The sequence below is a fragment of the Polaromonas sp. P1_F4 genome (assembly GCF_056405675.1).
Map to the genome: position 1 here is coordinate 275,621 of NZ_JBFUBP010000004.1, position 21,531 is coordinate 297,151.

General features: G+C 62.0%; 18 protein-coding genes. 12 read left to right on the forward strand and 6 right to left on the reverse strand.

Annotated elements, in window-relative coordinates; all coding sequences use genetic code 11:
* Positions 1–52 precede the first annotated feature (52 nt).
* The 6 genes from garL (at position 53) to AC1DYQ_RS11125 (ending at position 5,995) form a co-directional block, all read left to right on the forward strand.
* Complete coding sequence (garL, locus tag AC1DYQ_RS11100; RefSeq protein ID WP_477686837.1) at positions 53–835, forward strand: 2-dehydro-3-deoxyglucarate aldolase; 783 nt, start codon at positions 53–55, stop codon at positions 833–835.
* Positions 836–901: 66 nt separating this feature from the next.
* Positions 902–1,783 carry a 2-hydroxy-3-oxopropionate reductase gene (gene glxR, locus AC1DYQ_RS11105; protein WP_477686838.1) on the forward strand — a complete coding sequence of 294 codons (882 nt, stop codon included), beginning with the start codon at positions 902–904 and terminating at the stop codon, positions 1,781–1,783.
* An 80-nt stretch (positions 1,784–1,863) separates the two neighbouring features.
* Complete coding sequence (locus tag AC1DYQ_RS11110) at positions 1,864–2,829, forward strand: Bug family tripartite tricarboxylate transporter substrate binding protein (RefSeq protein WP_477686839.1); 966 nt, start codon at positions 1,864–1,866, stop codon at positions 2,827–2,829.
* Between the two features lie 154 nt (positions 2,830–2,983).
* Entirely contained in the window at positions 2,984–3,952 is a 969-nt protein-coding gene (locus AC1DYQ_RS11115) for a TRAP transporter substrate-binding protein (RefSeq protein ID WP_477686840.1), read from the forward strand.
* Complete coding sequence (locus AC1DYQ_RS11120) at positions 3,949–5,046, forward strand: aldose epimerase family protein (RefSeq protein ID WP_477686841.1); 1,098 nt, start codon at positions 3,949–3,951, stop codon at positions 5,044–5,046. The genes AC1DYQ_RS11115 and AC1DYQ_RS11120 overlap by 4 nt, the downstream gene beginning before the upstream one ends.
* A gap of 52 nt (positions 5,047–5,098) precedes the next feature.
* Positions 5,099–5,995 (forward strand): dienelactone hydrolase family protein, encoded by an 897-nt coding sequence (locus AC1DYQ_RS11125; protein WP_477686842.1) that lies wholly within the window; start codon positions 5,099–5,101, stop codon positions 5,993–5,995.
* Between the two features lie 73 nt (positions 5,996–6,068).
* Here AC1DYQ_RS11125 and rpoD read toward each other — a convergent pair whose 3' ends face one another.
* The 3 genes from rpoD to AC1DYQ_RS11140 form a co-directional block, all read right to left on the reverse strand.
* Positions 6,069–8,543, reverse strand: a complete 2,475-nt coding sequence (gene rpoD / locus AC1DYQ_RS11130; RefSeq protein WP_477686843.1) for an RNA polymerase sigma factor RpoD — start codon at positions 8,541–8,543, stop codon at positions 6,069–6,071.
* A gap of 388 nt (positions 8,544–8,931) precedes the next feature.
* Complete coding sequence (dnaG, locus tag AC1DYQ_RS11135; RefSeq protein ID WP_477686844.1) at positions 8,932–10,914, reverse strand: DNA primase; 1,983 nt, start codon at positions 10,912–10,914, stop codon at positions 8,932–8,934.
* Positions 10,915–11,160: 246 nt separating this feature from the next.
* On the reverse strand, positions 11,161–13,029 hold the full coding sequence (locus AC1DYQ_RS11140) for a gamma-glutamyltransferase family protein (protein WP_477686845.1): 1,869 nt from the start codon (positions 13,027–13,029) through the stop codon (positions 11,161–11,163).
* A gap of 111 nt (positions 13,030–13,140) precedes the next feature.
* Here AC1DYQ_RS11140 and AC1DYQ_RS11145 point away from each other — a divergent pair, with 111 nt between their 5' ends.
* On the forward strand, positions 13,141–14,070 hold the full coding sequence (locus AC1DYQ_RS11145; protein ID WP_477686846.1) for a LysR family transcriptional regulator: 930 nt from the start codon (positions 13,141–13,143) through the stop codon (positions 14,068–14,070).
* Between the two features lie 16 nt (positions 14,071–14,086).
* Here the strand turns inward: AC1DYQ_RS11145 and AC1DYQ_RS11150 are convergent, their stop codons facing one another.
* Together AC1DYQ_RS11150 and AC1DYQ_RS11155 are read right to left on the reverse strand one after the other, a co-directional pair.
* Positions 14,087–14,854, reverse strand: a complete 768-nt coding sequence (locus AC1DYQ_RS11150) for a 3-hydroxyacyl-CoA dehydrogenase (RefSeq protein WP_477686847.1) — start codon at positions 14,852–14,854, stop codon at positions 14,087–14,089.
* 224 nt (positions 14,855–15,078) lie between these two features.
* On the reverse strand, positions 15,079–16,122 hold the full coding sequence (locus AC1DYQ_RS11155) for an extracellular solute-binding protein (RefSeq protein ID WP_477686848.1): 1,044 nt from the start codon (positions 16,120–16,122) through the stop codon (positions 15,079–15,081).
* Positions 16,123–16,242: 120 nt separating this feature from the next.
* Between AC1DYQ_RS11155 and AC1DYQ_RS11160 the strand changes: the two genes are divergently transcribed.
* Positions 16,243–17,136 carry a patatin-like phospholipase family protein gene (locus AC1DYQ_RS11160; protein WP_477686919.1) on the forward strand — a complete coding sequence of 298 codons (894 nt, stop codon included), beginning with the start codon at positions 16,243–16,245 and terminating at the stop codon, positions 17,134–17,136.
* 240 nt (positions 17,137–17,376) lie between these two features.
* Here AC1DYQ_RS11160 and AC1DYQ_RS11165 read toward each other — a convergent pair whose 3' ends face one another.
* Complete coding sequence (locus AC1DYQ_RS11165) at positions 17,377–17,922, reverse strand: phasin family protein (RefSeq protein ID WP_457279775.1); 546 nt, start codon at positions 17,920–17,922, stop codon at positions 17,377–17,379.
* A gap of 271 nt (positions 17,923–18,193) precedes the next feature.
* Between AC1DYQ_RS11165 and AC1DYQ_RS11170 the strand changes: the two genes are divergently transcribed.
* The 4 genes from AC1DYQ_RS11170 to AC1DYQ_RS11185 all read left to right on the forward strand — a co-directional run bounded on the left by AC1DYQ_RS11170 (position 18,194) and on the right by AC1DYQ_RS11185 (position 21,400).
* Complete coding sequence (locus AC1DYQ_RS11170) at positions 18,194–19,141, forward strand: histone deacetylase family protein (protein WP_477686849.1); 948 nt, start codon at positions 18,194–18,196, stop codon at positions 19,139–19,141.
* Between the two features lie 156 nt (positions 19,142–19,297).
* Positions 19,298–20,242, forward strand: coding sequence for an NAD(P)H-binding protein (locus AC1DYQ_RS11175; protein ID WP_477686850.1), 945 nt, complete (start codon positions 19,298–19,300; stop codon positions 20,240–20,242).
* The gene (locus AC1DYQ_RS11180; protein ID WP_477686851.1) at positions 20,214–20,657 is read left to right on the forward strand and encodes an acyl-CoA thioesterase; all 444 of its coding nucleotides are present in this window, start codon (positions 20,214–20,216) and stop codon (positions 20,655–20,657) included. Before AC1DYQ_RS11175 ends, AC1DYQ_RS11180 begins: the two co-directional genes overlap by 29 nt.
* The gene (locus tag AC1DYQ_RS11185) at positions 20,654–21,400 is read left to right on the forward strand and encodes a nitroreductase (RefSeq protein ID WP_477686852.1); all 747 of its coding nucleotides are present in this window, start codon (positions 20,654–20,656) and stop codon (positions 21,398–21,400) included. Before AC1DYQ_RS11180 ends, AC1DYQ_RS11185 begins: the two co-directional genes overlap by 4 nt.
* Positions 21,401–21,531 lie beyond the last annotated feature (131 nt).

Sequence of the window (21,531 nt, forward strand, 5' to 3'; positions counted from 1 at the left end):
ATTCACTGCCTACCTGATCAACAGAGACCATCGATAAAAAGAGAGTTAACTCATGACACAAGCAACCCCTTATCAAAGTTTTCCCAACAGCTTCAAGCGCGACCTGCTGGCCGGCAAAAAACTGATCGGCTGCTGGTCCTCGCTGTCCAATGCCATCACCACCGAGGTGCTGGGCGTGGCCGGCTTCGACTGGATCCTGCTTGATGGTGAACATTCGCCCAACGACATGGCCACCTACATCCCGCAACTGATGGCCCTGAAAGACAGCCGCAGCGCGCCGGTGGTGCGCCCGACCTCAAACAACTCAGTAGAGCTCAAGCGCCTGCTCGATGCCGGCTTCTACAACTTCCTGATTCCCTTTGTCGAAACCGCCGAGCAGGCCGCCAGCGCTGTCGCCGCCACGCGTTATCCGCCCCAGGGCATTCGAGGTGTCTCGGTATCCCAGCGCAGCAACAAGTACGGCACGGTGCCGGACTACCTCAAGTCCATCAACGACCACATCTGCGTGATGGTGCAGATCGAAAGCATCGCCGGCACGGCGGCTGCTGACGAGATCGCCGCCACCCCGGGTGTCGACTGCATGTTTGTCGGCCCGTCCGACCTGGCCGCCGGACTGGGCCACCTCGGCAATGCCGGGCACCCGGAGGTGCAGGCCGCCATGGTGAAAATTTTTGCCGCCGCCAAGGCGCACGGCAAGCCGGTCGGCATCCTGGCGCCGGTGGAAGCCGACGCACGCCGCTACATGGAGATGGGCGCAACTTTTGTCGGCGTCGGCAGCGATCTCGGCGTGTTCCGTGGCGCCACGCAGGCCCTGCGCGACAAATACCTCGCCTGATTTTTCTGTCATCCCGGACCGCGCGGCCGGGGCCACCGCTATTTTTTACGAACAAGGAACATTTTTATGAGCAAGCTTGGTTTTATCGGCCTGGGCATCATGGGCGCGCCGATGGCTGCGCACCTGATTGCAGCAGGACACGAGGTTTTCATGAACACGCGGAGCAAAGTGCCTGCGGCGCTCTTGACCGGCAAGGGTAAGGCCTGCGACTCCATCGCCGACGTAGTAAAGCAGGCGGACATCATTTTCCTGATGTTGCCCGACACGCCCGACGTAGAGAACGTGCTGTTTGGCGAGGGCGGAGTGGCCTCGGTGCTGACCAAGGGCAAGACAGTGGTCGACATGAGCTCGATCTCGCCGATGGACACCAAAGAGTTCGCCAAGAAAATAAACGCCCTGGGTTGCGACTACCTCGACGCCCCGGTGTCGGGCGGTGAAGTCGGCGCCAAGGCTGCGAGCCTGACCATCATGGTGGGCGGCCCGCAGGCGGCGTTTGACCTCGTCAAGCCCTTGTTCGAACTGATGGGCAAGAACATCACCCTGGTGGGCGGCAACGGCGACGGCCAGACCTGCAAGGTGGCGAACCAGATCATCGTGGCGCTGAACATTGCGGCCGTGGGCGAAGCCCTGCTGTTTGCCAGCAAGGCTGGCGCCGATCCAGCCAAAGTGCGCCAGGCGCTGATGGGCGGTTTTGCCTCATCGCGCATTCTGGAAGTTCATGGCGAACGCATGATCAAGCGCACCTTTGCGCCGGGCTTCCGTATCGGCTTGCACCAGAAAGATTTGAACCTCGCGCTCAGCGGTGCACGTACGCTGGGTCTGGCTTTACCGCAAACGGCGGGCGCCGCCCAGCTGATGCAGGCCTGCGCGGCCAACGGCATGCAGGACCTGGACCATTCCGCTCTGGTGCGCGCGCTTGAACTTCTGGGCAACCACGAAGTCGCGTAACTCATCCGCATGAAGAGCCCACAGAGGCTCACAGCGCAGCTGGTGGAGGACACCGCTTTTTCATACATCCGGAGACGAACATGCCGATCAATCGACGAGAGCTTATTGCTGCTTCACTGGCTTTGGGGACTGGCGCTGCGAGCGCGCAGGCTTCATGGCCGTCCAAACCCATACGCCTGGTGGTGCCGTACCCACCCGGCGGTTCTTCAGACATCATCGCGCGCGCCATTGCGCAGCCTCTGTCCGAGGCGCTCAAGCAATCGGTCATCGTGGACAACAAGGCCGGCGCCAACGGTAACCTGGGCGCCGACATCGTGGCCAAGTCGGCACCCGACGGCTACACGCTGCTGCTGTGCGACACCGGCGCTCTGGCCATCAGCCCTTCGGTCTATCCCAAGCTGGGTTTCGACCCGACCAAGGACTTGCGTGGCGTCACGATGCTGGCCTACTCGCCGCACCTGCTGGTGGTTCATCCCTCGGTGCCCGCCAGCAATCTCAAGGAGCTCGTAGCGCTCTCGCACAAGACCGACCTGAACTTTGCGGTAACGGCCATGGGCAGCGCGCCGCACCTGGCCGGTGTCGCGGTCGAGCGGGCGAGCAAGGCGAAGTGGCAGTACATCCCCTACAAGGGCGGTTCGCAGGCCGTCAGCGATACGATCGCCGGCCAGACCCAGGTGTTGATGAACGGCATGCTGGCCACCTTGCCGCATGTGCAAAGCGGGAAGCTGAAGATCCTGGGTGTCTCCAAGAGCACGCGCATGCCGCTGATTGGCAATGTGCCGACGCTGGCGGAGCAGGGGCTTGCCAACTTCGAGTCGGGCACCTGGCAGGGCTTGCTGGTGGCCAATGGTACGCCGTCAGCCGTCATCAATCGCCTCAACACAGAGCTCATCAAGATCATCCGCAGCCCGGACATCCGCGCCAAGTTGGCGGGGCAGGGTGCCGAGGTAGTGACCATGACACCGGCACAGCAGGATGTGTTTTTCAATCAGGAGCGCAGCCGCTGGGCCAAAGTTGTTGCAGAAGCAAACATCAAACTGGATTGAAAAATCGTTGCGTGATTTAGTGGTGATATTGCCTGATATCTTGGGGTTGTGAGCGCGCATCCGTGGGAATATCGAGCAAGGGATTCAATCTTGAAAAGAAACGAGTCGGCCCATCAGAGGCTGGCCGTTATTAGCCACGCCAGGAGACAAAAACATGCGGACTTCATTCAAGGGGCTTTTGTGCCTCTCTTTTGCCCTATGCGCGAGCGCTACCATGGCTCAGACCAAGCTGCGGGCATGGAACATTCATCCCGATGGCTATCCGGTATCGGAAGCCATGAAGAGTTTTGTAGAGCAGGTGGCCAAGGGCACCAGTGGCCGCTACAACATCGAGCTTTTCAACAGCGGCACACTTGGCGACCAGCCCAAGGCCGTTCAGATGCTCAAGAGCGGCGAGATCGATGTGGCCGAGTTCAGTTCCGGTCCGCTGTCGGACGCCGTGCCGGGCATCAAGGTGCTGAACCTGCCCTTCCTGTTCACTGATTCTGCACACATGTTTCGCCATCTGGACGGCAAGCTGGGTGAGCGTTTTGCCGCCAACCTGAAGGCCGCTGGCTTCGTTGTACTGGGCTGGTACGACGGTGGTGGACGTTCTTTTTACTGCGTCAAACCCGTAGGCAACATCAGGGATCTGGCCGGTATGAATATCCGGGTGCAACAGTCCGAGGTTTATATCGAAATGGTGAAACTCATGGAGGCCAAGCCGGTGGCCTTGCCTTTCAAGGATGTGCTGGGCGCTCTGGAACAGGGCAAAGTGGATTGTGCCGAGAACAACCTGCCTTCATATGAGTCCACAGGACACTACAAAGTCGCAAAAAACGTCTACATGACCAACCACGTGATCTCGCCGGAGGCCCTGGTGGTGTCGACCAAGCTATGGGACAAACTCAGCAAGGAAGACAAGGCCGCGTTTTCGGAGGCCGGTGCAAAGTCCGCCATCCTGATGCGCGAACTGTGGAACAAGCGAGTTGCCGCTGCCCTGGAGACAACGACCAAACAGGGCTCGCAGTTCGTCAAGGTCAGGGACGCATCGCCCATGGTCAGGCGCATGGGGCCGCTGTACGGAAAATACATGGCCGATCCGACCACACGCGAAGAACTGCTGACCATTATTGCCAAGTGAGCAAGCTGAATACCGTGATGCTGCTTGATCCCGCGCGGTTTGTGCGCGAGATCGACGGCAAGCCCACCGCGTTGTTCACGCTGCGCAACGATCAAGGCATGACTGTCTGCGTGACAAACTACGGCGCAAAGATCGAGCAGGTACTGGTGCCGGGCCGCGATGGCCGTTTTGGCGACGTGGTGCTGGGCTACGACAGCATCGACGGCGTGATCGGCGGAGCGCCTTCGGTGGGTGCCTTCATCGGGCGCTATGCAGGCCGTATTGGCCATGCGCGCTTCACGTTGGGTGGCAAGGAGCATGTGCTGGCCGCCAACAACGGCCCACATTGCCTGCACGGCGGCATGAAAGGCTCGCGTTTTCGGGTGTTTGAAGCGGTGCAGCGCAGCGATTCCAGCGTTGAAATGCGTTATGTGTTTGCCGATGGGGAAGAGGGTTTTCCGGGCACGATGGAGCTGCGCCTGACCTACAGTGTGACCGAGGCGAACGAGCTGGTGCTCGACTACGAGGCGCTCGCGCTGGATGCCCCCACGGTAGCCAATTTCACCACGCATGCTTTTTTCAATCTCGAAGACCCGGGAAGTCGTAATGCGCTGGAGCACGAGGTCACGATTTGCGCCGGCCGCTATTTCGAGATGGCGCCTGACCTCATCGCGACAGGCAGGTTGCTGCCGGTGGAAGGAACGCCGTTTGATTTGCGCAAGCCGGTCGTGCTGAACAAGCGCGTGCGCGGCCCGCAAGCCGAGGCCGGTATCGGCCTCGTCGCCGGGTACGACGACTGTTTTGAGATTGACCGCTCAGCAACTGGTGACGGAGAACTGGCGCTGTGTGCCCGCGTGAATGCGCCCAACAGCGGGCGCACGATGGAAGTCTGGTCGACCGAGCCCACCATGCAGTTCTATACCGGCCTTGTGGCAGGCGAGCCGCTGGCCGGCGGGCCGGGCAAGGGCGGCAGGCAGTACGCGCAGCAGCAAAGCCTCTGCTTTGAGCCGCAGTGTTATCCGAATGCTCCCAATGTACCGACGTTTCCTTCCGCCGTGCATGAGCCGGGACAGAGCCGCCAGGGCCGCACGCTCTACCGCTTCAGCACTTCCTAGGCAAGCGCACTCCGCATGTCAGAATGCTCCGGCAACAAACAAGGAGCTGAGTATGCGATGGTGGAAACTGGCGTGGATATTCGGGATGGTGTGGGCGGCGCAGGCGGCGGGCATGCCCGCATGGGCGCAGCAGCCCGAACGCGTGCCGCCGCAGATCGTGAAACTGCCTCTGCTGATCGACGGTAAACAGTATGAGGTTGTCACCCATCTCTACAAGCCCGCGGGCGAAGGTCCGTTTCCGCTGGTGATCTTTTCCCATGGGCGGGCGCCGTCGCGCGTTGACAGGGCCAAGCTTGAGTACCCGGTACTGGTCGGGCACGCCAACTACTGGCTTCGCAAGGGTGTTGCCGTGGTTGCCCCGGTACGGCCGGGATACGGGGATACCGGGGGCTCCGACAGGGAGGACTCAGGCATCCGGTGGAGCAGCAAGGTTTGCACCGGCGATGCCGACTTCACGCGTGTGGCCAGCCACGCGGGCCAGACAGTAGTCGCGTTGCACCAATGGGCGCTGCAGCAGCCCTGGGTGCGCAAGGACAAGGTGCTTCTCGAAGGGCAGTCGGTGGGCGGCATGACGACGGTGTTGGTCGCGGCGCTCAATCTGCCGGGCGTCGTCGGCGCCGTCAATTTCGCGGGCGGCTCCGGCGGTAATCCGGAAGACTCCCCGGCCAGGAGTTGCAAGCCCGAGAACATGGGTAAAACCTATGGTGAACTCGGCAAGCTGGTCAAGGTGCCCAACCTGTGGCTCTACGCCGAGAACGACCAGTTCTGGGGAGCCGAGGCGCCCCGCGGATGGCACGAGGCCTTCAGGGCAGGCGGCAGCGACACGCAGTTCGTCCAGACGGGCCCGGTGCCAGGGCATGATGGGCATTCGCTGCTGACCTACGGTGGCAATATGTGGTCGGTGCCGCTCGATGCGTTCGTGCGCAAGGTAGGGCTGACGGCACCTTGAATTTCAAACGGGCATAAAAAAGCCCGGCACCTTCCGGGGCCGGGCTCTCAAGAGGCTTTGAGGAAAAAGCTGCTTACAGCGTATCGATAAAGCTGCGCAGTTTGTCCGAGCGCGAAGGGTGCTTGAGCTTGCGCAGCGCCTTGGCTTCGATCTGGCGGATGCGTTCGCGCGTCACGTCGAACTGCTTGCCGACTTCTTCCAGCGTGTGGTCGGTCGACATTTCGATACCGAAGCGCATGCGCAGCACCTTGGCTTCGCGCGGCGTCAGGCTGTCGAGGATGTCTTTCACCACATCGCGCAGGCCGGCCTGCATCGCGGCTTCCAGCGGTGCGGTGTTGGCGCTGTCTTCGATGAAGTCGCCCAGGTGCGAATCGTCATCGTCACCGATCGGCGTTTCCATCGAGATCGGCTCTTTGGCGATCTTCATGATCTTGCGGATCTTGTCTTCCGGAATTTCCATCTTGGCGGCCAGGATGCTGGCGTCCGGCTCAAAGCCGAATTCCTGCAAGTGCTGGCGTGACAGGCGGTTCATCTTGTTGATGGTTTCGATCATGTGCACCGGGATGCGGATGGTCCGCGCCTGGTCGGCGATGGAGCGCGTGATCGCCTGGCGAATCCACCAGGTGGCATAGGTCGAGAACTTGTAGCCGCGGCGGTATTCGAACTTGTCGACGGCCTTCATCAGGCCGATGTTGCCTTCCTGGATCAAGTCAAGGAACTGCAGGCCGCGGTTGGTGTACTTCTTCGCGATCGAAATCACCAGGCGCAAGTTCGCCTCGATCATTTCTTTCTTCGCGTCGCGCGAGTTGGACTCGCCTTCATTCATGCGCTTGTTGATGTCCTTGAGCTGGGCCAGCGGCACCACCACGCGGGCCTGCAGTTCGGCCAGCTTGGTTTGCAGTTCCTGGATGGGCGGCACGTTACGCGCCATCACCACCGACCACGGCTTGCCGGAGGCAACCTGCTTTTCAACCCATTTCAGGTTGAGCAGGTTGGGCGGGAAGTCCTTGATGAAGACTTCCTGCGGCATGCCGCATTTCTCGACGATGATGCGGCGCAGCTCGCGCTCTTTCTTGCGCACATCCAGCACCTGGCCGCGCAGCATGTCGCACAACTTTTCAATGGTCTTGGCGGTAAAGCGCACGGTCATCAGCTCGTCGCTCAGGGCTTTTTGCGACTTCACGTAAGTGGGTGTGCCGTAGCCTTCCTTGTCGTAAGTCTTGTGGACTTTCTCGAACAGGGTGGCGATCTTGTCGAAGCGGCTGAGGGCTTCCTTCTTGAGCTCTTCGAGCTTCTTGGTCAGGGCCTTGGAGCCGCCCTTGCCGTCGTCATCGTCCTCTTCGTCGAACTCGTCGAAGTCTTCTTCGGCCACATAGTCGTCGGCTTCATTGGGGTTGGAAAAGCCGTCGACCACGGTGGAAATGACGATCTTGCCTTCGCGGATTTCTTCGCCCAGACGCATGATTTCTGCGATGGTGGCGGGGCTTTCCGAGATGGCTTCCATCATCTTCATGAGGCCGCCCTCGATGCGCTTGGCGATTTCGATTTCGCCTTCACGTGTCAAGAGCTCAACTGTGCCCATTTCACGCATGTACATGCGCACGGGGTCGGTGGTGCGGCCGAACTCGCTGTCGACGGTGGACAGCGCGGCTTCGGCTTCTTCTTCGGCTTCTTCTTCAGTGGCAACCGTGGGGCCGGTGTTGTTCAGCAGCAAGGTTTCAGCGTCAGGCGCCTGCTCGTAGACGGCCACGCCCATGTCGTTGAGCATGTTGACCACGACTTCCAGCGTTTCAGCATCGACCAGCTTGTCGGGAAGGTGGTCGGAGATTTCGCCATGCGTGAGGTAGCCGCGTGTTTTACCGAGCTTGATCAGGGTTTTCAGGCGCAGGCGGCGCTTGAGCATGTCTTCTTCGGAGAGGACGGTTTCGTCCAGGCCGAATTCTTTCATCAGGGCGCGTTCCTTCGCCTTGCTGATTTTCATGCGCAGCGGTTTGACCTTCTCGGTCGTTTCCGCGATGGGTTCCCCGACGAGATCGTCTTCAATGTCGGACATGTCGAGGTCTTCCCCCGTCTTGACCGGGCCGGCAGCGCTCTTCGGCTTGCGGCCGCGCTTGGCGCCGGTGGTGGCAGGCGCGCTGCCTTCGGCTGCCGGGTTCTTGGGCGGGCGGCCGGGTTTCTTCTTCACGGGCACGTCGGCGGAGACGGCGAGGGGCTTGGCTTCAGGACTGGACTTGGTCGGCACGGCGGGGGCTTTCTTCAGGGGCAAATCGGAAATCGCGGATTTCGCGGTTTTCAGGGGGGCTTTGCTCACCAGGGCATTGGGTTTGCTGGGTTTAACAGATATGGCGTGTTTTCCCGGCTTTTCAACCTTGCCGCTTTTGGCGGCAGGCTTTGCTGCAACTTTGGTTGCTGCTTTGACTGGAGGCTTGCCTGCGGGCCGGGCCGCAGCTTTGGGCGCTGCCTTGGCTTTGGGCTTGGCGGCAGCTTTGGGCTGCGCACTTTGCGGCTTCTTGGATGTGCTCGGCTTTTTCGGCTTGGCAGTAGGCATGGGACCTCCAGTTGTCGGGAATTGTTTTAAATATCGATCAGCTACCAGTAAACAAAAATGCGCCTTGGCGCCTGTACAAAGCACAGGCACGGTGACAAGAGTTCAGAGTCAAAACGAGAGGGCGGAAAACAGGCCGGGCAATGCCAAAGGCACATGGCGGCTTATTTTCCCGGGCAAGCTGTTTGGGCGAACATTTGGTGTGCAGTCCTTGCGGAAATTCCTGGGGGAAGTGGCCGTCTCATCTGTGAGTTCCCCGAAGTTTCAGGGTGGCCGGGCCGGAGGTGCTGCTGTCGCGCTTGCCGTCGAAAATCGGATTATACCCTGTTGCCTGTTTTTTGGGCGATTTATATGGCCCAGAAACAGGGATTTTCCCGGGGGCCGGGCGGGCTCAGCGGGCCGGGTCGGTGGCGGCGGTTTTGAGGCTGGCGGCCAGTTCCAGGTAGCGCTGCCGGGCGGCCGGGTCGGTGGCGGCCCGGGCGGCCAGCTCGCTCATCTCGCGCTGGCGGTGCAGGCGCAGGAGCTGGTCCAGGATGCTCCGAACCTCATCCCAGTCACTTTCGATGCCTTCGGGAATCTGTGCGATCTGCGCTGTGGCATGTCTTTCGTGAGGATGGCCGCGCAGCCCTTCGCGCAACGCGGCCCACGGCTGGGGCCCGTGCTCGTGCAGCTGACTCTCCAGCCAGATGAAAAGCGGGCCGTGGGGCTCAGGCAACTCGACCAGCAAGTGGTGCTCTTCAGTGCTGAGGCGATCCCAGGTCTGGGCCTCGGTCAGCAGCAGCCTGAGCACGCGGTCTTCACGGCTGGCCGGCAGGATACGGCCAGCCACGCGGCGCGGGGCCCGTGCGCTGAAGCTGCGTCCCGGCGTTGACGGTGCAGGGAAATAGCTGCCAGAGGGCTCGGACGAGGTGTAATCGGACTCCTCGCGAAAATCCGGAAGATAGTCCGCAGGGCCGGACATGTCCTGGGAAGCGCTTGATGTTGAGGATGATTCCGGCTTCTGGCCCTTATTGGACGGGCGCAAGCTGCTATTATTTTTATAGTTACCCTTGGAGGTCGCGGGTTGCCAAAGCTGCATCAGTTCGCGGCTGTCAATCAGTACCCTGTCGGCAATTTCAGCCAGCAGCTGGCGTTTCAATGCGCCGTCGGGCATCAGGTTCCACAGCGGGCGGGCATTGCTGGCCATATGGGCGCGGCCCTCGGCGGTGTCCAGGTCGCAGCCCTCGGCGGCGGCTTCCAGCAGGAAGCGGCTGAGCGGCACGGCCTTGCTGACATAGGCCGCGAAGCCTTCCTGGCCGTGCTCGCGGATGTAGCTGTCGGGGTCGTGCTCGGCCGGCAGGAACAGGAACTTGACGGTGCGCACGTCGGTGGCAAAGGGCAGGGCGGCGTCCAGCGCTTTGCGGGCGGCACGGCGGCCGGCGCCGTCGCCGTCAAAGCTGAAGACGACTGAGTCGGTGAAGCGGAACAGCTTTTGCACGTGATCAGCCGTGCAGGCGGTGCCCAGGGTGGCCACCGCATTGGCAAACCCCAGCTGCGCCAGAGCCACCACGTCCATATAGCCTTCTGTGACGAGGGCATAGCCGTGTTCGCGCAGGGCAGTGCGGGCCTCGAACAGGCCATAAAGCTCGCGCCCCTTGCTGAAGACCGGGGTTTCGGGTGAGTTGAGGTATTTGGGCTTGTCATCGCCCAATACGCGGCCGCCAAAGCCTATACATTCCCCCTTGACGTTGCGGATCGGGAACATGACCCGGTCACGAAAGCGGTCATAGCGCTTGGCTTCGCCTGCCTGGTTTTCGTCGCCGGGCTCGCCGGTGATGACCAGGCCGCTTTCCACCAGCAGCGGGTCGTTGTAATCGGGAAAGACACTGGCCAGACTGCGCCAGCCTTCAGGTGCGTAGCCCAGGCCGAAGGTCTTGGCGACTTCACCCGAGACGCCGCGGCCCTTGAAGTAGTCGATAGCACGTTCCGAATTGCGCAGAGCCTTGATGTAGGCGACGCCGGCTTTTTCAAGCACGCTGGTGAGTGTGGCCTGCTGTTCGCGCATCTGGGCGGCGCGTGCCCTGTCTTGCGGGGAGACGTCGTCTTCCGGCACTTGCAGGCCGTATTGCTGGGCCAGATCTTTCACGGCTTCGACAAAGGTCATGCCGCCGTGTTCCATCAAGAAGCTGATGGCGTTGCCGTTCTTGCCGCAGCCAAAGCAGTGATAGAACTGCTTGGAGGGGCTGACACTGAAAGAGGGCGATTTTTCGCCATGGAAGGGGCACAGCCCCATGAAATTGGCGCCGCCCTTTTTGAGCTGCACATAACGGCCCACGATGTCCACCACGTCGGCGCGCGCGAGCAGCTCCTGGATGAACGATTGGGGGATGGCCATAAAGCAATTATCGCCCCCACGGTCGCTCACTGCGTGTAGCTCCCTGCCCCCCGAGGGTGCCGCCCGCCTGCGGTCTGGCAAAGCCAGTCCCGTGGCTCATGCTGGTTTGAAGAGTCAGTGGCACAAGCAGTGGGGTATTTCACAAGCGGGCAGCCGTGGAACCGGCTTTGCCGGGCCGCAGGCGCCGCCCCCCCTGCAAGGGGGGAACAGGCTACACGCAGTGAGCCTGGACGAGGGTGTGCCGGTTCAGTCGCCGAGCACCAGCCCTTCACGCCGCGGGTCAGCGCCGCCGAAGAAACCGTCGGGTGTTTTCTGGATCGCCTGCAGGCCGCTGGTCATGGTTTGCTCGCGCACTTCGGCGCCGCGGCTTCGCAGCGCTTCGACGGTCGCCGGCGAAAAGCGCTTTTCTTCCAGGATGCTCGGGCCGTTGAGTGAGGCGAAGTTGGGCAGGTCAATCGCCTGCTGGGAGTTCAGGCCCCAGTTCAGCGTGGCGTAGAGGGTTTTGGCGGTGAAGTGGATGATGAGCGCGCCGCCGGGGCTGCCGCCGCTCATGATGAGCTGGCCTGAGTCCTTGTCGAACACCAGGGTGGGCGCCATCGACGAGCGCGGGCGTTTGCCGGCTTGCACGCGGTTGGCCACGGGCTTGCCTTCAGCGTCTGTTGGGGCAAAGCTGAAATCGGTGAGTTCGTTGTTCAGCAAAAAACCGCCGGCTTTGCCGGTGCCGCCGTCGGTCATCAGGCGTGAGCCGAACTGGTCTTCAATCGTCGTGGTCATGGCGATGGCGTTGCCATAGCCGTCGATGATGCTGATGTGCGAGGTGCCGTACTCGGGCTGGTCTGGCATGGGTGCGTAGGCGGTTGTGACGGCGCCCGGAACACCCGGCTTGGCGGTCTTCATGCTGGGACCGGTGGGCTGGATCAGCTTGGCGCGCTCGCTCAGGTAAGCGGGGGCCACCAGGCTCATCCAGCTGCCGCCGGGTGGCTGCACGAAGTCCGGGTCGCCCAGGTATTGGCCGCGGTCGGCAAAGGCCAGGCGCGAAGCCTCGGTGTAGAGGTGCAGCCAATCGGCCGAAGGTGTGGGCGACACTGTGCCGGGAACGCCGCCGGTGCCGCTAACGAGGCCCATCGTGGCAGCCGGCGTGTTGTTCAGGATGCCGAGGATTTGGCCGACCGCAATCGCGCCCGAGCTGGGCGGCGGCATGCCGCAGAGGCGGTAGGCCTTGCCGGCCGCGCTGTAGTCCGAGCAGATCGGGTCGCGCTTTTTGGGCTGGTAGCCGGCCAGGTCGCCCAGGGCCAGCTTGCCGGGGTTGGTGGCGTGGCCCTGCACTTTGGTGACGATGGCTTGCGCGACTTTGCCTTCGAGCAGCGCGCTGGAGCCTTTGGCAGCGATCTGTCGCAGCACGTCGGCGAGCGCCGGGTTGCGCAAGACGGAGCCCACATCGACGGGGCTGCCGTCGGCCTTGTAGAAGTAGGCCGCAGCGGTAGCGTCTTTCTTCAGGTGCACTTCGCCCTTGAGCAAGGTGTTGAGCCGCGGGCTGACCTTGAAGCCGTTTTCTGCGAGCTGGATGGCCGGCACAAAGAGCTGGGCCCAGGGCAGGCGGCCGTATTGTTTGTGGGCCATCTCCAGCATGCGCACCGTGCCGGGCGTACCGACGGAGCGGCCGCCGACCACGCCGTCGTAAAACGCCAGGGGTTTTCCGTCGGCACCGATGAACAGCTTTTCGTCCACCGCTGCGGGCGCGGTTTCGCGGCCGTCAAAGGCCTCGACCTTGCCGCCGTTGGCGTGCAGCAGGAATGCGCCGCCACCTATGCCGCTGGACTGCGGCTCCACCAGCGTGAGCACCATTTGCACGGCAATCGCCGCGTCGATGGCGGAACCGCCGGCCTTGAGCACCTGGTAACCCGCATCGGTGGCCAACGGATTGGCGGCGGCCACGGCGAAGGTCTTGGTGGCCCAGCCGGGCTTGGGGGTGAAGCCCGAAGATCCTTCGGGCTGCATGTACTTGGTGCCGCGCGCGACTTCATCGGCGGGGACCTGGTAGTTAAATGCGGTGGGGCTGCTGGCACAGGCGGCAAGCAGCGTGGTGGCTGCCAGCGCCGGGAAGGCGTGTCTCATGCGATATCCTTGAATGTAGTTGTAGCTTGTGGCAGGACCCTGTGCCTGCGCCGTTGAATATATCGAGCGGCCCCGCGCCTCACAATGGCGTTTCAGAGAAATCACTCTTCCATGGAATTTGACAATCTCGATGCCTTGCGCGTGCTGCTGGCTACGGCGGAAACTGGCAGCCTTACAGCAGCGGGCAAGCGCTGCCGGCTGTCTACAGCGGCCGTCAGTGCGGCGATCAAGCGGCTGGAAACCTCGCTGGGTGTACGTCTGTTTGAGCGAACCACACGCGCCGTGCGGCCCACGGCCGAGGGTGCTGTCATGGTCGACCATGCCCGCCGCGCGCTTGAGCTGGTGTCAGAAGGCCAGGCCAAAGTCCGCGCAGGCACCTTCGGCTTGACGGGCAGCATCCGCATCACCGCCACCGCCATGCTGGCCCGCGAGATGTTGGCCTACTGGCTGGCCGAATTTGCCAACACTCACCCGGGTATTGAAATCGACCTGCAGATCAGCGATGCGCGTGTGGACCTGGTGCGCGAGGGCATTGATATCGCCCTGCGCAACGGGCCGCTGATGGATTCGACTCATTCGGCGCGCCTGCTGGCGCCGGCCCGGCGCGTGGCCTGTGCCAGCCCCGATTACCTGGCGCGCCGCGGCACCCCTCTGGAGCCTTGTGAGCTTGCGCAACACGACTGCCTGGTCTGCCATGTGCGCGAGCGCCGGCAGGATCAGTGGCAGTTCGAATTGCAGGGAGAGGCCAGCGCGCCTTTTCAGGTGCGCGTGGCTGGGCCGCTGGCCTGTAACGACGCATCCATTGCGCTGCAGTGGGCGCTGGAGGGGCGGGGCATCGTCTACCAGTCCGAGATCGACCTCATGGCCTCTTTGGCCAGCGGCAAGCTGGTACGCCTCTTTGCGGGTCACCTGGGTGAGCCGGCGCCGCTTTATGCGGTGGTGCCCAGCCGGCGCTATGTGCCGGCCCGCGTCAACGAGGTGATTGAACGGCTTTCAGCGCTGCTGACTGAACGGCTGGCAGCGCTGCACCCCGAGACCTGAAATCGCTTAACGCAGATTAGCGAGGTGCGAGGCGAATCGCGCCGTCCAGGCGAATCACTTCACCATTGAGCATGTCGTTTTCAATGATGTGTTTGGCCAGGCGCGCATAGTCTTGCGGTGTGCCCAAGCGCGAGGGGAAGGGCACGCCGGCAGCCAGCGAGTCCTGCACTTCCTGCGGCATGCCAAAAAGCATGGGTGTGCCGAAAATGCCGGGCGCGATGGTCATGTTGCGGATGCCGTTGCGGGCCAGGTCGCGGGCGATCGGGAGGGTCATGCCGACGATGCCGCCCTTGGAGGCGCTGTAGGCCGCCTGGCCGATCTGGCCGTCGTAGGCTGCCACAGAGGCGGTAGAGATCAGCACGCCGCGCTCGCCGGTAGCTTCCGGGTCGTTCTTGCACATGGCGTCGGCCGCCAGGCGGATCATGTTGAAGCTGCCCACCAGATTGACGGTGATGGTTTTGCTGAATGCGCCCAGGCTGTGCGCGCCGTTCTTGCCCACGGTTTTTTCGGCGGGCGCAATGCCGGCGCAGTTCACCAGGCCCATCAGTTTACCCATGGCAACCGCCTTCGCCACCACGGCCTGGCCATCGGCTTCCTGGCTCACGTCGCATTTGACGAAGGCGGCTTTGCCTTCGCCCAGCTCTTTGGCGATGGCTTCGCCTTTGTCGGCCTGCATGTCGGCGATGACGACTTTGGCGCCGTTGGCCACCAGCATGCGTGCCGTGCCTTCACCCAGGCCCGATGCGCCGCCGGTGACGATAAATACTTTGCCTGCGATTTCCATGGTGGTTCCTTGATGAAGATGGAGGGATTTTGAAGAGCTTGCGTGAACGTTTTATGTGACGTTAACGTAAACGTCAATTATGGCGCATGAAAAGTACCCCCCGCGCTCTTTCACTTCGTGTGGTCGCTGCCCCCGAGGGGCGCTTTTCATCTTGGGGCGGCCCGGCGATGAAAAAAGCCCGGCGCCTTTCGGCGGCCGGGCTTTCGCAAAAGATGGGCGCTGGCTTACTTGTAGCCGACGCGGTCCAGCATCTGCTGCACTTTGAGCTGGTTGTTGCCCACGGCGCTGATCGGGATGGTTTCCGATTTGAAGCTGCCGTTGCCCGATGGCGTCATGGCTTTGAGAGCCGGGTTGCTCACACCCAGGCCCGGCACGGCGGCCCATTCGTTGTTGCCGTTGGCAAAGTACTCCTGTGCGCTCGGGCTGGCCAGGTATTCCATGAACTTGACGGCGTTGGCCGTGTTCTTGGCGTTTTTGGCAACGGCAGCGCCGGCGATGTTTACATGCGTGCCCCAGCTGTCCTGGTTGGGGAAGACCACGCCGACGCGGTCGGCCACGACTTTGTCTTCAGGCGCGTTGGAACGCATGATGCGCGCCAGGTAGTAGGTATTGGTCAGCGCAATGCCGCATTCACCGCTGGCCACGGCCTTGATCTGGTCGCTGTCGCCGCCCTTGGGATCACGCGCCATATTCGCCACCAGGCCCTTGAGCCATTGCTCGGCCTTGGCTTCGCCCAGATGCTCGGTCACTGCGCCGAAGAGCGACAGGTTGTAGGGGTGGGCGCCCGAGCGGGTGCACAGCAGGCCCTTGTTCTTCGGGTCGGCCAGCTTTTCGTAGGTGTCCACGTCGGCTTTCTTGACCTTGAGCTTGTCGAACACCACAACGCGGGCGCGCGTCGAAAAGCCGAACCAGGTCGTGCCTTCGGCCGTTTCCCTGGCGCGCAGCTTGGCCGGGATGGCGGCTTCGAGGGCCGATGATTTGATGGGCTTGAAGAGGCCGTCTACATCGCCCTTGTGCAGGCGCGCGGCGTCGACCAGCAAAATCACGTCGGCAGGAGATGCCGCGCCTTCAGCCTTCAGGCGCGCCAAAATGCCGGCGTCGTCCGCGTCCACGCGGTTGACCTTGATGCCGGTCGCTTTGGTGAAGTCGCTGTAGAGCTTTTCGTCGGTCTGGTAATGGCGGGCAGAATACAAGTTGACCACCTGTTCCTGCGCTGATGCCAAGCCTGCCAGCAACAGCAGCGACGAGAGAACCACTTTTTTGTACATAACTTTCCACTTCCTTACTGGTATTTTTAAAGCCCGGCCATGATAAAGCAAATAAGAATCATTCTTGGTAGTCCCCCTACGTTGCGCAAGCCTTCACGAGGGCCGGATTGGCTGGCGGGCATCTGCCTGGCTGCGGTTTTATCGCTGTTTGCCGGCTGCACTACAGCGCCGCCCGGTCCGGCCGCACCCGTGGCGCCACTGCCGGTAGAGACCGCAAGAAAGCCGCCACGCATCGGCCTGGCGCTGGGCGGGGGCGCCGCACGCGGCTTTGCCCACGTGGGCGTGATCGCCGTGCTGGAGGAGGCTGGGCTCAAACCGCAGCTGGTGGTCGGTACGTCGGCCGGCAGCCTGGTGGCGGCGCTGTATGCCAGCGGCAAGACCAGCGCGCAGCTGCAGCAGACCGCGCTGAACATGGAGGAAGTTGCCATCACCGACTGGATGCTGCCGATCATCGGCCGCGGCATGTTCCGCGGTGACGCGCTGGCCCGCTATGTCAACGATCTGGTGGCCAACCGGCTGATGGAAAACATGGCCATTCCGCTGGGGATTGTCGCCACCGACCTCAACAGCGGCCAGGCCGTGCTGTTCCAGCGCGGTGATACCGGCACAGCGGTGCGCGCATCCAGTGCAGTGCCGGCCGTGTTCGTGCCCGTCAAGATCAACGGCCGCGAGTATGTGGACGGCGGTCTGGTCTCACCGGTGCCTGTGCGCTTTGCCAGGCAGATGGGCGCCGACGTCGTGATTGCCGTCGACATTTCCAGCCCGCCCGAGGCCAACCTCGCCGGCGACACATTGCAAATCCTGCTGCAGACTTTTGCCATCATGGGCAAAAGCATCAACCAGTACGAGCTCAAGGATGCTGACGTCGTGGTCCGTCCGTCGCTTACGGGTCTGAAAAGCGCCGACTTCTCTGCGCGGCAGCGCGCCATCGATTCAGGCCGTGCTGCCATGCTGGCCGCGTTGCCCCAACTGAAGGCAAAACTGGCCGCGGCGGGTGTGGTGATGGCAAGGTAGTTGCTATTGTTTTGATAGCTGCTGGCGCCCGTCCGTATTGGGCAAAAAGCCTGAATGGCTTAAATATGGATACGCCAGGCAAAAAAAAGCCCAATCTTGCGATTGGGCTTAACTGGATCCGTGAAAATGAATTTCGAATGGATCCGAGGAGACAAGGGGTCTGGAATCGTGCTGTTACGCAAGGTTCCGGGATCAGGCTCCGGTCGTTCCCGCAGAAGGTGCGGGAACAATGAATAACAATTAACGCTTCTTGGAGGCGGTCTTCGTGGCGCTCACTGCGGATGCAGCCACGGTGTTGAAGTTGGCTTCAGCCATTTCGCTGGCTTGCTTGACAGCCTTTTGCATGGATTCGAATGCGTTGTTCGCGGCAGCAACAGCGCTCTTCATCACGGCAACGGCGGTTTCGGAACCGGCTGGTGCGTTTTTGGCGGCGTTGTCGACCAGGCCGACAAACTTCTTCTGTGCATCAGCGGTTTGGCCTTCCAGGGTCTTGCCCAGTTCAGCACCAGCAGCCGAAGCGATGTCATACAGGTGACGGCTGTAAGCGGCGGTCTTTTCAGCCAGGGGCTGGACCAGGCCGGCTTGCAGGGCCATCAGTTCTTGCGCGTCTTTTACGCCCATCACGGCTTGTGCGTGGTTGGCGGTTTCGGCCAGGGCAGCCTTGGTGGCTTGCACGTTCAGTTCGACCAGCTTTTCAACGCCTTCGAAGGCTTTGTGGGTCAGACCAAACAGGGTTTCGATGTTGGCTTTGTGGGAGGCCATGATTTGTTCAGCGGTCAGCATAATTAATCTCCAGATATAAGTTAATGAGTCGTCGGGTCAATAGTTGCTTTGCGCTGAATTGCTGCACTGCAACATGACCCCAAGTATAGACATTGGCCGAGGCATTGCAAGCGGTTTTTGTTGCACTGCACCATTTTAGATGTCGAGCCCTATTTGTACTCCGAAAACAGAGTGCAAAAGTATCCAAAAATCCATGGTTTCCCGCGCTCGGTACTACATGACGGTTGTTGCCCCTTCAGGCCACAATCATTGAAACCCTTCTTCGCTTTTCATCTTGCAAGCTTTTTACGCCGACAACTTCGTATTGCCGCTGCCGCTTGGGCACCGTTTTCCCATGGCCAAATACCGGCTGTTGCGCGATCGCCTGGTCAACGAACTGCCGGCCGTTCGAATGGCACAGGCACCAGCCGCCACCGATGGTGAACTTGCCCTTGTTCACACGCCCGCCTATATAGACGCCATCACCCACGGAACCTTGCCGGCGCCCGCGCAGCGCGAGATCGGCTTTCCCTGGAGTCTGGGCATGGCCGAGCGCGCGCGCCGCTCTGCCGGCGCCACCATTGCAGCGGCCCGCGTGGCGATGGGGCCTGGGGGCAAACGGGGCGAGGGCGTTGCAGCCAACCTGGCCGGAGGCACGCATCACTCGTATGCGCACAAAGGCGGCGGCTTCTGCGTTTTCAACGATGCGGCGGTGGCCGCCAGGCTCATGCAGGCAGAGTGGGCGCGGCTGTACCGCCACGAGCGCAAGCCGCTGAAGGTCGCCATCATTGATCTGGACGTGCACCAGGGCAACGGCACCGCCAGCATCTTTGCCGCGGACACCAGCGTGTTCACGCTTTCGTTGCATGGGCAAAAGAATTTCCCGTTTCGAAAAGAAGCCAGCGACCTCGATGTGGACCTGCCGGACGGCTGCGGCGATGCAGCCTATCTGCAGGCGCTGGAGCACGCGCTTGACGAACTGGAGCGGCGCTTTGAGCCGGGGCTGGTGCTGTTTCTGGCCGGTGCTGACCCCTTTGAAGGCGACCGTTTGGGGCGGCTGGCCCTGAGCTTTGACGGCCTGGAGGCGCGCGACCGGCGCGTCTTCGACTGGGCCTGGCAGCGCCGCATCCCGCTGGCGTTTTCCATGGCGGGTGGCTATGGCATCAACATCGACGAAACCGTGCAGGTGCAGATGAACACCTACCGGGTGGCGCTTGAATACTGGAAGCGCTGGAATCCGTAGCGAGGCTGATCCAACGGGGATTGCTGCTACATTGCCAAGGCCATCCCAGGTGGCCACGAAATAAAACAAGCTAATAGCAACAAGAACATGCAGCCACACCCGAGGGATTCCCGGAAAGATAGCGCAGCCCATGCTGCCCACGCCCTCCGCGTATTCGTGTTGGGCGGCACTGGCTTTATCGGCCGCCATGCCGTCGCGGCGCTGCACACGTCGGGCGCGCAGGTTTCGATCGGCAGCCGCCATCCTTCGCGCCACGAAGAGGCCTATCCTTTTGCTGTCTTGCGCCCTGTGCGCTTTGAGCAGCTGTTGCAGCCCGATGCGTGGACAACCCTGCTGAAGGATGTGGACGTGGTCGTCAATTGCGTGGGCATCCTGCGCCAGCGGCCGAATGAGTCGTATGACCATGTGCATCACCGCGCACCGGCGGCGCTGGCCGTCGCTTGCGCCGGCGCCGGCATTCGGCTGATTCATACCTCGGCCCTGGGCTTGCACGCAGGCGCCAAAAGCCGGTTTTTGTCGAGCAAGCTGCTGGGCGAGCATGCCATCGCGGCATCTGGCAGCGATTACGCCATCGTACGGCCCTCTTTGCTCGACGGTGAGGGCGGCTTTGGCGCCCGCTGGCTGCGCGGCTTGTCGCGCTCGCCAGTGCAATTTATTCCGCGCGGTGCGCGCGGCGGTATTGCGGCGATGGCTGCCACCGATCTTGGGAAAGCGTTTGCTGCGCTTGCGGCTCTTTCTTCCCTGGCGGGCCACCGCGAGGTTGAACTCGGCGGCATTCGCCGTTACGGTTACGCGGAGTACCTGCGTGAGCTTCGCGCCGACTACACGGCCATCCCTGCGCTGCAGATTCCAACGCCCAACTGGGCGGCACGCCTGGGCGCGCATGTGTGTGACGTCCTGCACTTTTCGCCTTTCTCGTATGGGCACTGGATTTTGCTGCAGCGGGACAACGTGCCTTCACCCAATCGCTTGCCGGAATTGCTGGGGCGCGAGCCGCTTCCGATCAGGCCTCCCGGCAGCCCAAAATCCCATCCTGAGCCCGGCCAGGTTCACGCTGGCAAAATAGGTCCTCATGACCTCCCCGACACGCCCGCAGGCTGAAGCCCGTAGCGCCTATAAAGCCTTTCGCGACATAGGCACCCGCTGGTCCGACAACGATGTTTACGGTCACGTCAACAACGTCGTTTACTACAGCTGGTTCGATACCGCCGTCAACGGCCTCCTGATTGAGCGCGGCGCCATCGACATCCACACCGGCAGCGTGATCGGCCTGGTGATCGAAACCCAATGCAACTACTTCGCGCCGCTGGCTTTTCCGGAGCCGGTGGTCGCAGGCATCCGTGTGGCACACGTCGGCTCGTCCAGCGTGCGCTACGAGGTGGCCCTGTTCCCCGGCGATGAGGGTGCACCGTGCGCGGCCCGGGGCCATTTCATCCATGTGTATGTCGACCGCGTCACGCGCCGGCCTGCGCCGCTGCCCCCCGAACTGCTTTCTGTACTGGAGACCCTCCGATGACCCAGGCACCGCCCGTGCTTCCCTATATCACCCCGCGCCGCGCAGGCGATGCACGCAATGCTGTAGATGAAGCCATCGTCAGCCGCCAGTCGATACGCCAGTTTTTACCCAAACCGGTACCGCGCGAGACCATCGCCCACCTGCTGGAAGTGGCCAGCCGCGCGCCTTCTGGCACCAACACCCAGCCCTGGAAGGTCTATGTGCTGCAGGGCACCAGCCGGGACATGCTGGTGGAAAAAGTCTGTCAGGCCCATGATGCGATATACGCCAACCCCGCGCTGGCCGCCGACTACAAAGAGGAATACGACTACTACCCTGAAAAGTGGGTCTCGCCCTATATCGACCGCCGCCGCGAAAACGGATGGGGCCTCTACGGCCTGCTGGGCATCACCAAGGGTGACAAGGACAAGATGCATGCGCAGCATCACCGCAACTTCCAGCTGTTCGACGCGCCTGTGGGCCTGATGTTCACGCTGGACCGCGTGATGGGCCGGGGTTCACTGGTGGACTACGGCATGTTCATGCAGAGCCTCATGGTGGCCGCACGCGGCCTGGGCTTGCACACCTGCCCGCAAGCAGCCTGGAACGGCTTTTCCCGGATCATCCTCCCGCACATCGGCGCGGGTGAGGGTGAAATGCTGGTGTGCGGCATGGCGCTGGGTTATGCCGATGAAACGGCGCTCGTCAACACCTTCCGTACGCCGCGGGTGCCGGCTTCGGAATTCACCACATGGCTTGACTAGAAGCTAGAGGCGGCGCTACTGCATCCCCGCACGCGCCGGCTGGTTTAGGTGTTGCGGGTAAAGTCAGGGATTCGCGAAAAGACGCGATTCTTTTTTGCCTGTCTGGGCTCTATTTTTTTTGTTTTCACCTG

Coding starts and splice junctions, on each gene's coding strand:
- garL (WP_477686837.1), top strand. CDS start 53: ATGACACAAGCAACCCCTTATCAAAGTTTTCCCAACAGCTTCAAGCGC.
- glxR (WP_477686838.1), top strand. CDS start 902: ATGAGCAAGCTTGGTTTTATCGGCCTGGGCATCATGGGCGCGCCGATG.
- AC1DYQ_RS11110 (WP_477686839.1), top strand. CDS start 1,864: ATGCCGATCAATCGACGAGAGCTTATTGCTGCTTCACTGGCTTTGGGG.
- AC1DYQ_RS11115 (WP_477686840.1), top strand. CDS start 2,984: ATGCGGACTTCATTCAAGGGGCTTTTGTGCCTCTCTTTTGCCCTATGC.
- AC1DYQ_RS11125 (WP_477686842.1), top strand. CDS start 5,099: ATGCGATGGTGGAAACTGGCGTGGATATTCGGGATGGTGTGGGCGGCG.
- rpoD (WP_477686843.1), bottom strand. CDS start 8,543: ATGCCTACTGCCAAGCCGAAAAAGCCGAGCACATCCAAGAAGCCGCAA.
- dnaG (WP_477686844.1), bottom strand. CDS start 10,914: ATGGCCATCCCCCAATCGTTCATCCAGGAGCTGCTCGCGCGCGCCGAC.
- AC1DYQ_RS11140 (WP_477686845.1), bottom strand. CDS start 13,029: ATGAGACACGCCTTCCCGGCGCTGGCAGCCACCACGCTGCTTGCCGCC.
- AC1DYQ_RS11145 (WP_477686846.1), top strand. CDS start 13,141: ATGGAATTTGACAATCTCGATGCCTTGCGCGTGCTGCTGGCTACGGCG.
- AC1DYQ_RS11150 (WP_477686847.1), bottom strand. CDS start 14,854: ATGGAAATCGCAGGCAAAGTATTTATCGTCACCGGCGGCGCATCGGGC.
- AC1DYQ_RS11155 (WP_477686848.1), bottom strand. CDS start 16,122: ATGTACAAAAAAGTGGTTCTCTCGTCGCTGCTGTTGCTGGCAGGCTTG.
- AC1DYQ_RS11180 (WP_477686851.1), top strand. CDS start 20,214: ATGACCTCCCCGACACGCCCGCAGGCTGAAGCCCGTAGCGCCTATAAA.
- AC1DYQ_RS11185 (WP_477686852.1), top strand. CDS start 20,654: ATGACCCAGGCACCGCCCGTGCTTCCCTATATCACCCCGCGCCGCGCA.